General features: G+C 67.7%; 9 protein-coding genes. 2 read left to right on the top strand and 7 right to left on the bottom strand.

From position 1 onward, the window contains the following. Positions 1–369: RICIN domain-containing protein (locus tag ACN6LM_RS36470; protein ID WP_445069717.1), on the bottom strand; the 369-nt coding region annotated here is incomplete at its 3' end. Between the two features lie 483 nt (positions 370–852). Between ACN6LM_RS36470 and ACN6LM_RS36465 the strand changes: the two genes are divergently transcribed. Both ACN6LM_RS36465 and ACN6LM_RS36460 read left to right on the top strand, forming a co-directional pair. Beyond that, positions 853–3,030, top strand: a complete 2,178-nt coding sequence (locus ACN6LM_RS36465; RefSeq protein ID WP_445069716.1) for a sigma-70 family RNA polymerase sigma factor — start codon at positions 853–855, stop codon at positions 3,028–3,030. 466 nt (positions 3,031–3,496) lie between these two features. Then, positions 3,497–3,736 (top strand): acyl carrier protein, encoded by a 240-nt coding sequence (locus ACN6LM_RS36460; protein WP_445069715.1) that lies wholly within the window; start codon positions 3,497–3,499, stop codon positions 3,734–3,736. Positions 3,737–3,903: 167 nt separating this feature from the next. Here ACN6LM_RS36460 and ACN6LM_RS36455 read toward each other — a convergent pair whose 3' ends face one another. The 6 genes from ACN6LM_RS36455 to ACN6LM_RS36430 all read right to left on the bottom strand — a co-directional run bounded on the left by ACN6LM_RS36455 (position 3,904) and on the right by ACN6LM_RS36430 (position 10,723). Continuing rightward, a complete protein-coding gene (locus tag ACN6LM_RS36455; protein ID WP_445069714.1) occupies positions 3,904–4,527 on the bottom strand; it encodes an SMI1/KNR4 family protein in 624 nt (207 codons plus the stop codon). A gap of 178 nt (positions 4,528–4,705) precedes the next feature. After that, entirely contained in the window at positions 4,706–6,355 is a 1,650-nt protein-coding gene (locus ACN6LM_RS36450; RefSeq protein WP_445069713.1) for an ATP-binding protein, read from the bottom strand. 549 nt (positions 6,356–6,904) lie between these two features. Then, positions 6,905–8,695 carry a hypothetical protein gene (locus ACN6LM_RS36445; protein WP_445069712.1) on the bottom strand — a complete coding sequence of 597 codons (1,791 nt, stop codon included), beginning with the start codon at positions 8,693–8,695 and terminating at the stop codon, positions 6,905–6,907. Positions 8,696–8,754: 59 nt separating this feature from the next. Then, complete coding sequence (locus ACN6LM_RS36440; RefSeq protein ID WP_445069711.1) at positions 8,755–8,934, bottom strand: hypothetical protein; 180 nt, start codon at positions 8,932–8,934, stop codon at positions 8,755–8,757. Between the two features lie 21 nt (positions 8,935–8,955). Continuing rightward, positions 8,956–9,306 carry a Uma2 family endonuclease gene (locus tag ACN6LM_RS36435; protein WP_445069710.1) on the bottom strand — a complete coding sequence of 117 codons (351 nt, stop codon included), beginning with the start codon at positions 9,304–9,306 and terminating at the stop codon, positions 8,956–8,958. 832 nt (positions 9,307–10,138) lie between these two features. Continuing rightward, entirely contained in the window at positions 10,139–10,723 is a 585-nt protein-coding gene (locus ACN6LM_RS36430) for a DUF6349 family protein (RefSeq protein WP_445069709.1), read from the bottom strand. Positions 10,724–10,837: the final 114 nt, after the last annotated feature.

Raw genomic sequence — 10,837 nt, 5'->3', positions numbered from 1 at the left:
CTTGACGTTGACGATCTGGTAGGTGCCGGTTCCCGAAGGCGTCAGACGCCATTGCTGGTTGGTCTTGCCCGCGCCGCACGTCCACTGCACGACCTGGACGCCGCCGGCCGTCGAGCCGGCCGGGACGTCGACACAGAGTCCGCTGTCGACGCCGACGAGGGTGTAGATGCCGCTGCCCGCGGACTCGAGGGTGAACTGCTGCCAGGGGGAGTCGGCCGTACAGCCCCACTGCTGGAGCTTGGTGCCGTCGGTCCGGGCAGCACCGGGCACATCGACGCACTTGCCGGACTTCTTCACCACCAGCTGATAGGTGCTTCCGGTCACGGGCAGCGTCGCGGCCTCGGCCGGAGTCGCTCCGGTCGTCGACACGGCCACCCCACCGGCCACCACCGCCGCAGCGGAAGCCAGAACAACCAATCGGTTGCGGCGGCGGGAGTGCCGGGCTCTGAGGGGCGCGCCCTGTTCAGCGGCAGACCTCGGGGATGGGGCGAGAGTCATGGGTCGCTCTTCCTTTCCTTCGCTGCTGACGGGCTCGTACGCGCCTGATGGCGAGGGACCGCCTGAGCCCGGCCAGGGGGGGTGTGTGCTGCCGAGGGAGCACCGCAGCGGAGAGGTAGACGCGGTGAACCGATGCGGATAACAAAAAATGAAGAAACGCGAGCCATGTGATGCCGGTCACACATCTGCCGGCCTGTCAGGAGCCGTGCCAGAGCCGTCTTTACAGGTAGGCACCCTCGTGTCAGGATCGCCAACCTGCAAAGACAGGTGTTCGAGCGTGGCTCGCATACCACGAGGTCACCGACCGGAACGCGCCGCCGCAGCACCTCGCGGGGCGAAGGAGGCACCCTCCGCATGGATCTTGGCCCCCCTCTCGAACCTGCGGACCGCACCTCTGTGGCCGATGCCGGGCCCGGCGGAACCTCTCCGCACGACACGGCCCTGGTACGGGCGGCACAAGAGGGCGACAGGGCCGCGCTCGAGGAACTGCTCGCCAGGTGCCTGCCGCTGCTCCACCGGATCGTCGGACGGGCGCTCGACAGCCGCAGCGACACTGATGACGTGGTGCAGGAAGCCATGCTGCGGATCGTGCGAGGGCTACCCGGGCTCCGTGAACCGGAACGCTTCCGATCGTGGATCGTGGCCATCGCCTACCGGCAGGTCCAGCAGCATCGACGGGGCCGCCCGCATGACCTTTCGCCCCGGCAGCAGGTCCAGGAATGGGACACTCCCGCGGCGGACTTCGCCGAACGGAGCGTCGCCGAAGTGGTCATGTCCGACCAGCGCCACGAAGCGCTGCGTGCCACGTGCTGGCTTGAACCCGCCGACCGTCATCTGCTCGCCCTGTGGTGGGAGGAGACCGCCGGCACGCTGAGCCGCGGCGAACTTGCCGCGGCGCTGAAACTCTCCCGCGCCCACACCGCGGTCCGCGTCCAGCGCATGAAGGAGCAACTGCGCACGTCCCGCCTTCTCGTCCGCGCACTCGCTTCCCCTTCACGCTGCCAGGGACTGACCAGAGCTGCTCAGGGCTGGGACGGCGAGCCGGGTTCCCTGTGGCGCAAACGGCTGAGCCGGCACGTCCGCGACTGCCCCGCGTGCGGAGCCCTGGGCAAGGGGCTCATCCCGCCGGAACACCTGCTGCCCGGAATCGCCTTCCCAGCCGTCCCGGCCGTCCTGCTGGCCGGGATCGGACCGCTGGTGGACTCCGTCTCCGCGGCGGGAGCCAAAGCCGGAATCGGCGTACTCCTCGACCGCTTCACCGATGCGGCCCGACGCCTTCGCCCCAGGACGGCTCTCGTCGCCGCGATCGGCTCGGCGATGCTGCTCGGTGGTCTCGCCCTTCTCGTCCGGCCGGAGCCGGCACCGGACGACGCCCCGCGCGCCGTACCTACCGTGGCAGCCACCAGGCCCGTCACACCGACGGCCACGTCCCCGACCGCTTCCGCGTCCGCGTCCCCCGGGTCCGGCAAGGACGCCGTGGCGACCATTCTGCATGTCGCACCCGATGGCTCCGACGCGGAAGGCGACGGCAGCCTCACTCACCCGTACGCCTCCCTGGGCAAGGCGGTCGGCCTCGTCCGTGCGGGCCAGACCATTGCCCTGCGCGGCGGCACCTACCGGCCGACCGAGCCGGTCACCATCGACACCGACGGGACCGCCCGCCGGCCGATCGTGCTGACCGCGTACCGGAACGAGCGGCCGGTAATCGACGCCTCCGCCGTCCCCGACGGGCAGTGGGCGATCAGCCAGCGCGCCGACCACTGGACGGTGCGGCATGTGGAGGTACGGGGGTCCAGCAGCCATGCCTGGGTGTGCAGCGGCTGCGCGCATGACGTCTTCAGTGGCGTGACGATGCACCACAACGCCGAGGCCGGGCTGGTCCTGCGCGGCGCCGGCACAGTGGACAACACCATCGAGGACAGCGATTTCCACCACAACCGGAACGCTGACGGCGGCGGCTCGGGGCTGGCGATCGTCTTCGGGTCCGGGGCCGGCAACACGGTCCGGCACTGCCGCACCTGGGAAAACGGAGGCGACGGCATAGACCTGGGCGGGTTCACCACCCCCACCACACTCGAAGGCAACTGGTCCTACCGGAACAGCAACGGATTCACCTTCGGAGGCGGCCGCGGCCGCGCCGCGGTGGCGCACATCGCGAGGAACAACGCCGCCTGGGACAACGAAGGTTACGGCTTCAACGACGAGGGCAACCCGGGCGCACTCACCCTGGAGCGCAACAGCGCGTACCGCAACCACATCGCCGGCTTCCGGATCACCGACGCCGCAGGCACTCTCACCGGCAACGCCGCATGGAGCAACGGACGCGAGACCGACCTCGGCCCGTCCGTCCGCTCCCTCTCCAACACCTGGGACGGTGCGGAAACATCGGTTCCGGTGACCGGGCTGCGCTCTACGGACCCACGCACCGCCGAGGGCCCGCGCCGGACGAGCGGCGCCCTGCCCGCCTCGACCTTCCTGGTGCCCCGTGACCCGGGGGCCGCGGTCGGCGCACCCATGCCGACGGCCTCGTGAGGCCCTGCGCTCCGGCCGACCCGGCGAACCGGGCGCCTCGGGGTTCGAACCGCACTGCCGTGGCCCTCGCCACGATCCCACTGCCCGGACGCGCGCCGCACGCGTGTACGTGCCGCCGGTTCGCGGCCGTGGGACCGTAGACCGCTCTGGCTCTGGTGGTTCTCGCCCGGCCGGGCCGGACCCGAGCTCGTCGGGGACCAGGCCAGAGGGCTCGGCCCGCCGTGGGCCGACCTCCGGCCGCGATCGGATGAAGGGCCGTGGGCGGTCCGGCGCGTTCGCGCGGTGCGCTGCTGTCCTGCGCCGTCACCTCTCGATCCGGGTGACTGCGCGGGGAGATCGCGCTGACGACAGCGGGCGCGATCACTCTTTCGGCTGTTCCTGGCCGTGTGCGACCACTCGTTGTCCCCGTCTCGGGGAAGATCGTTTTGGCTGGCTGACGGCCGGCCCTGATGCCGAGGAGGCAAGCATGCGGTCGATCGAAGAGCGAGTGAAGAAGGTCATCGCCGTACAGCTCGACGTCGAGGAAGAAGCGGTCACGTCCTCCAAGCACCTCGTCAATGATTTCGGAGCAGATGACCTTGCGGTGAACGAAGTCGTCGTGGGCCTGGAAACGGAGTTCCAGATGGCGCTCACCGACGAGGAGGTCGCGAAGATCATCACAGTCCAGGCGGCCATCGACTGCGTCACGCTTGTAGTAGCAGGCTGAGCGGTTCGGCGGGCCCGGCGCCTCGCTGAAGGCGCTGCGGCGCGCGGCGGAGGCAGAGCGCCGACGGGCCGCCACGCAGACGCGGCCCCCACTCGCACCAGGAGATCCGTTCTCCCGGCCGGCAGAGGCCGCGTCCGTCATCTCTCACCGGAGAGGACATGCAGCTTTCATGGGAGGAATTCCCATGAGGGCTCACCGGACGTGAAGTTCCGAGAGCAAACGGTCACGTCTTCGCCCCTGAGATACGCCAGCAGCCACTCACTGAACGTCATCTCGTGGAGAACCCAGGAATAGCTGTCGAATTCCTGCACCAGCACACGCCAGGGAGACGACGCCGCATCAGGAAGGCGGAGAAAGACCGTCTCACCCGTCATGGCGGCTGCCACCGGCATCAACTCCCCGGGCTTGGCACCCACCGGACTGGGCAGGTACTCGACCATGTCCTCCTCGCGCCAGAGTTCGAGATCACCTCTGATCTCTTCCCCGAGGTTGTGCAGAAGGTGTCTTGCCGGGTGCCTCAGGTACAGCTGCCCGTTGATCGAGATCGAACCGTAGGCATCCACGATCTCCCGGAAGTCATCCGGGAAAACCATGCCGATTTCCTGTTCGAGCTCATTCCATGGAGTGGGGTCCGACCAGTTGAACTGGGGATCCCCCAGCAAAGCCGAGATCTCCGCAAGCGTGGACAACTCAGATCCCTTCTGGCATGTCGAGCCGAATCCGCCCTTCCCGTGGCTTCGCGTATGCACCTTGGCGCCCCACGCGACAGCGGCGGTGATAATACCCAGCACTGCGAAACGGGAGTCAGCCGGCAGGCGACCAGGAGAAACCGGACACACACAGGGATTTTGCGGCCAGTGGCCGCACAGATGTCGTCCGCGCCCGGACCTGGGCGGGGGCTTTTGCTGACTGGCCGCGATCAGTCACCCGGCGCCACCGGGACTCGGGCCCCTCGGGCACTCTGACTGCTCAGCACTGTGGCACGGTCACAGGCACCAGTTTCCCGTCGCCAAGGTGGAGCCATCCTCTGCCTGGCGTGATCGGCCTTCCCACGATGGAGCCACTGACCTTGACGCCGATCAGATCGCCCGCGTATCTGGCCTGCGGAGACAGAAGCAGTCCACGATGAGCCTTCCTGGCTCGTCGTGACCAGCGGAAGCCGCTCCCGAGTTCCTTCTCGTCCCCGCCGAGAACCAATGCAGTCCCGTCCGCGAAACCCTGTTGAAGCATCGCCTCCAACAGACGTCTGGCGCCACACTCCTCCAGGCGATCCGCATCGTCCATCACGACGACGACCGGTTCCTCGCAGGACGCTTCCGCCAAGACAGCTGCGAGCTCGTCATGCCGCACGTCCTCCTGGTCGAAACAGGCAAGGACTCCGTTTCGGGAGGCCAGCTCTCGCAATGGAGACGGCTTCGGTGCAACCAACACGACGCGTGCACCGGCTCCGAGGAGCGAACAGGCGATGGTGGCCAATGTCGTGGATCGTCCCGAACCAGCCGGGCCGGCCACGGTGAAGGCCGGAACAGTCCCACGGGACAGATCGGGCCCGTAGGGGGCCAGAACGTCTCCCCCGACGCCGACGAGCGCCCACAGTTTGGAGGCCGTCGGGTCACGCAACGACCATGCCTTGTCAAAGCTGATCTGTTGAGGCAAGTCCTCGCAACGTCTCTCCACTTCCAGCGCGTCGTGGGCTGCTTCCCACAGGCCCAGGAGCAGCACATGGTCTTCCAGCATCGGGTTGATCGCGTGGGAGAAAGCGACGATTGCCTCGCGGCTGGGCAACTCGTCGTGGGTATACCAGCGAATCCAGGAGCTGGCCGGGATCCCCGTCTGGTTCTCCAGGTCTGTGAAGGACCACTTGCGCTTGACGCGTTGCTCGTCGAGGCGCCGGTGCAATGTGATCAGTTCAAGGCGCGCTGGAGAGTACTCAACCTCGAACTCTCTGCTCTTCGTGCCGTAGAAGGTCGCGTTGGCGGGCCGCTGTTCCTCTGCGGCGTCAGCCAGCTTGGAGAAGCCAGGACTGCGGCGGACGACCCCCAGGAAGACTCTCAGTGCATCCTTGTCATCCCAGAGCGCTTGCGCCGCGTTGATGATCAGGCCCTTCAAAGACTCCTGCGCGTAGTTGAACTCCGCGGCTCGGTTTGCGTCCGCGCGTGAGCCCTTCCCGCCGGATTCTCCTCGCTCTTCCTCAACGCTGGGTTCCGTCGCCTCCTGGTCCGGCGGGTCCTGGTCGAGTTCGCACTCGGCGCCGCCTTCAGCGTCCGCCTGTGGGCCCACTGATGCCTGAGCCACCGTCTCCGTAACAGCCTGCTTCCACAGGCTCTTGAAGCGATCGACTTCGCTGGAGACGTCGTCGCATCGGGCGACTCCGGCCAGAGCAGCAACGATGAGCTCAAGTCGGCCAAGGTCCGGGAGGTCAGGCCGTTGAAAGGCGTTGAGGACCGACTGATGGTTCACGATCCAGTAGTCCTGTGCGTCCCGTCCAATGTGGTTTCTTATCGTTCGAGCCGAAGGAAACCCGGCTTCGAACCTCAAGGAGTGGAGCTCATCGTTCAGCTTCTTCAAGCACGGATGCCCATCCAGGTCCGGCTTCTTCCACGGTTGGGCAACTGCCATCGCTTCCCCCCTCAGTCACGCGCTGTCAAAAGGTGTCCAGCAACTCACTTCTGGCTCCCCACGCTTGGCCGTAAGCACGCGTCAGTCATTGTTCCGTCCCGGCTTTCGCTGGCCGGTTCCGTCACGCCTTGTTCTGGATCTGTCAGGCGCTCCTGTGTCGGTCCCACGGTGGTTCCCGAACCCGTTGGCCCCACAGAGAGAAGGTTCTGGTGGACCAGATCAACCGACGCCTCGTAGCTCTCCTGACAATCGGTGTCCTCATCGCAGTCCTGTCACTTCTGGCACCCGAAGTCGGGGCTTCCCTATCCGGTGCCGCAACGGTGGTGGCTCTGCTCTCTCAGGTCACGCGTGGTAAGTAGCGTCACGGCGGCGCCCAAGCGGCCACCCTGGCGATGAAGCGGTGTCGTAAGCGGCCGGTCGGTCGCAATGGGGCCGACACCGAGTGGAAGGCTTGCGGCTGGTGGAGCAGCCGCAAGCCGGACGCACGAAGCCCCTCACCGCCGGTTATTACGTCACGCAGTCGCAACGGTGATGCATCTCCAACGACGGTCAGTCATCCGAGACGTCCCCCTCCGTATCGCCTGTCTCCTCGGCCGGTGGAGCGAGGAATAGCGTGCAGAGCCTGTCGAGGATCCAGGTCCCACTGTTCAGAGTCGTACCGTCAATCGTCACCGGATGCACGAGCATCGGGGTGGCGGCGAAGACGGCGAGAGCCGCTTCCTGCACTCCGATGACCGGGGCGAGTCGCTCGTGGAGCCGGAGAAGCTGCGCCGCTCCCCGCGCGAGGATCTTGCCCTCGTAGTGCCACTCCGGAGAATCCTCCCGCTCCTCCGCGAGGACGCCGAGGCCGGCGGCGACGAGGTACGGGTCCCAGGCGTCGGGGTGAGAGTTCAGCCAGGCGACCGTGGCCGCCAGCTGGTCGCCCTCGCCCGCTGGGACGGGATCCGCGGTTCTCGGAGCGACCAGGGGTTCCGGCAGTGCGTCCCTGAGCTGTGGGAGACCCGTCTCCATCGGGTCGCTGTCGAGGAGGTTGTAGAACAGTGCCCGCGTCATGGCTGCCGGCCCTTGTCCCGTGATCGCGGTGAAGGGCTTGAGCTCCCAGCCGGGGTCGGCGGTTGCCCGCTGCGCGTCGGTCTCGAACCGGTTGACGGCGTGCGTGGTCATGTGAGCGCGTGGAGCCCGGGGGTTCTTCTGTGCGGCCTCCGCCGCCGCACGGGTAGCGCGCCAGACGAGGTTGTAGATCTCACCGAGCGGCCTGTGCTCGGCCACCTTGTAAGCGGCTTCGGAGAGCCGGGCAGCGTGGTTCTCGGGTACAGCGGGCAGGTTGAGGTCGTCGAGTCGGTTGGTGAAGTAGCGGAGAGCCTCCTCTGCGATGAGCTCCCGGGCGACGACCAGCAAATCCTCTTGACGGCCTTCATTCATCCCGGCGGGCGACAGAGCGGCGGCGAGATGAGCGTCAAGCTCCTCGACGGCCTTGCCCGCGCTTGAGCCGTGAGGTGCGTAGTAGTGGGCGGCCAGCGGGTAAAAGCTGCCTGCCAGTTGAGGCGTGTCGATGGCGTCCAGATCGCCCTCGGCCTCGCGCAGGGCTTCTTCGAAGGTCGCCGGTTGCCAGACGAACGCGGTCGCGGGGCTGGAGGCATGGATTCTGAGGAGGTCGGCCCGGATCAACGTGCCGAGGAGCGGGCCGATCTTTCCGCTGTCCGGATGGAGCGGGTCCGGCCAAGAGCCCACCGCGGTGATGGGAGAAGTCGACGGGGCGTAACGCAGTAGGGCCAGCGCACCGACCATCTCCCGTACTCCCGAGGCCGGTACTCCCCCGTTCGAGGGGAAGACGGCGGCATACTCTTCAGCGATGGCGTCCCGCTGGAGCCGCGTCCAGCGTGCGTGGACGGACTCGACGGCGTTCCGCTCCTCGGCCTTGGCCCTGGCGGCTTCACGCTTGGCCTTCCGCGCCGGCTCGATGATGACGCGCACGGCAGAGGTCAGCGACTCGTTGCAGTCGGCGCAAGCGGGGTCGTGCCCGTCGCAGACCTGCTGAAAGGCGGCTCGGGAAGTCAGGCTCAGCGGGCCTCCGCACTGCGGGCATACTCTTCCGGCCACCACGGCTCGGACACCGGCCGCGGCAACGGCATAGATCTGGTGACCCCAGCCGGCGGTGTCGATGTCCTTGGCCTTTTCGCACCAGACCGGAGTGCCGAGCTCGGGCGCGAAACCGGCGAGCGCCCAATACCGCTCCCCGATCGCCACCAGTTCCGCGTCGGCTCCGTCAAGGGGGACAATCTCGGGGACGAGCTCGGCAAGATCATCGACAGCCGGTCGGGGCCTGGGAACGTCACTCACACCCCGCACCCTATGACCACCGCCAGTATGCCGGTGTTCCCGGCACCCAGCAGCCGGCGTCAAAACGCGCCGGTCTCCGCTTCGGGTCGGGGCAGCTCATCCAGATCGAGGGTGAAGATGCGACCGTCGGCCAGGTCGATGGGAAGTTTGCCGGCGCCGTACTTGTGTGTGTGCGCCGCGAAGTAGCCGGTTCCGGTTGGCTGGGTGTGGACGACGGCCTCCGCGGCGTACGGATCCACCACCAGGTAGGCGGGGATGCCCTAGCGGCCGTACTTGGCGGTGCAGTCGTCGTAGTCCTTGCGGGCGGAGGAGACGGACACCACCTCCGCGATCAGCAAGACGTCCTCGAAGCTGTAGCGCTTGCCCCGCTTCTCCGCGTCTTCCCGCAGGATCGCGAGGTCGGGGGCAGAATTCTGGTCGGCCGGGAAGTCGATGTGCACGTCGGAGGTCACCTTCGCGTGACGTCCCAGTGCGAGCGTGTCGATCTGCAGCGAACGAATCGTGCTGGAGTGCTCCAGGCTCTGCGGTGTCATGATCACCTTCCCGTCGGCACCGAAGAAGACCGTGTATCCCTCGGGGAACTCGGTGTGCATGATCGCCTCGACGCTCATCAGCGGCTCCTTCCAGTCGCCTCCCAGAATACGGTCGACACAGGTGTCAGCAGCGGGCGCCAACGACGGCCTCGGGACATCTGAGTCAAGTACCGATGCAGGCCGGGCGGACGGAGCCCCCCCACCCCTCGACCTCGCCGGAGTGAAGGACGTGACCGGCGATGGAACTCGATCCTCCCCGCCCACCCGCCGGTCGCGGGTCTGAACGCTACGGAGGACGTATCACGAGGCGCGGGCGCCTGGGGAGAGCCGCGGGATCATGGATGCGGCTACAACTGCACGCTGCTGCCCGAGACGCCGGGTCAAGAATGTGACGCCCCGGAGCTACCAGCAGTGGCCGCTCGTTCCGCCACACCGACGAGAGGCCAGCGCCACATGCGCGCACAGCTCCTGCGGGTGCGGTTTCGCAGGACAGAACGTTTCTCTGACCTGCGGATGGTGGGGCGGGTGGGACTCGAACCCACGGCCGACGGATTATGAGTCCTTTTCGGATCTTCCGATCGGTTCCAGATCTTGCCTTGATCTTCCCATAATCGCAGGTCAGAACACCGATGCCCTCCGACTACCTCCGCCGGCTTCCTGATCCTTCCGGGTCCTTCCGTCCACTGCGAGTCCACTACGGGCCCACTCATGCCCGTCCTCACGCACCGCAGACAGAGCGCGCTCAGTCATCCGCGCAGGTCGCGGTCATCGCGTGGGAGGGGATTTGAACTCTGGCGCAGCGGAGTGTCCTACCGGCGCAGCGGACTCCCGCCCCCTGTGCCCGGGGGTAGAGCAGAGCGACTTCTTGCAGGTCAGCCGCTGTTTTCCAGCGTAGCGCGGATCTCTCCGTTCACGCCGCCTCCGTACGCCCGAACTCGGAGAACGGCAGCACGTCGGCAATCGCAGTCACAGGGACGGTCGCCTTGGGCGGCCGGACGGCCAGGTCGTAGCCGCCGCCGGGCGCTGCGCCGGGCTTGTGCTGCTTCTCGATTCCCGTGCGGATGGTGCGTACGGGCCCGCCCTTCTCGAACCAGCCCTCCGGGTAGAGGCGTTGGACGTGGGTGAGCCAGTGGCGGCCTCGGCGTTCGGGCATCTCGTGCAGGTCGCGCCAGCCGGGGTGGGTGTGGTCGTGGGCGTCTTCGACAGCTTCGTCCGTACGGCGGCGGTCGGGGCCTTCCCAGGAGCAGCCGAGGCAGGCCCCTCGGTGGAGGTAGGGCCAGGTCTCGCCGGAGCCGTCAGGAGCTGGCTGTCCCCAGGAGCGGACGAGGGTGGTGGGCTGGTGGTCGGAGGTGGGCTCGGGTGGGGTGCGCCGGGTGAAGCCGGGGTGGCCGTAGTCGATGCGCCAGACCGGGCGGCAGTCTGCGGTCTTGTCCCAGAACTGGGGCAGGTAGGTGGTGTGACGCGCGACGGCGCCGAGTATGGGCGGGGTGCTCATGGTGTGGCTTTCGGAGTGGGGGGGGGGGGGGGGGGGGGGGGGGGGGGGGGGGGGGGGGGGGGGGGGGGGGGGGGGGGGGGGGGGGGGGGGGGGGGGGGGGGGGGGGGGGGGGGG

Source organism: Streptomyces sp. SAS_281 (genome assembly GCF_052542855.1).
This window is presented reverse-complemented; position numbering and strand designations above follow the sequence as displayed.

Excerpts from the sequence above, each read along its gene's own strand:
- ACN6LM_RS36465 (WP_445069716.1), top strand. The coding sequence starts at position 853 with ATGGATCTTGGCCCCCCTCTCGAACCTGCGGACCGCACCTCTGTGGCC.
- ACN6LM_RS36430 (WP_445069709.1), bottom strand. The coding sequence starts at position 10,723 with ATGAGCACCCCGCCCATACTCGGCGCCGTCGCGCGTCACACCACCTAC.
- ACN6LM_RS36450 (WP_445069713.1), bottom strand. The coding sequence starts at position 6,355 with ATGGCAGTTGCCCAACCGTGGAAGAAGCCGGACCTGGATGGGCATCCG.
- ACN6LM_RS36460 (WP_445069715.1), top strand. The coding sequence starts at position 3,497 with ATGCGGTCGATCGAAGAGCGAGTGAAGAAGGTCATCGCCGTACAGCTC.
- ACN6LM_RS36435 (WP_445069710.1), bottom strand. The coding sequence starts at position 9,306 with ATGAGCGTCGAGGCGATCATGCACACCGAGTTCCCCGAGGGATACACG.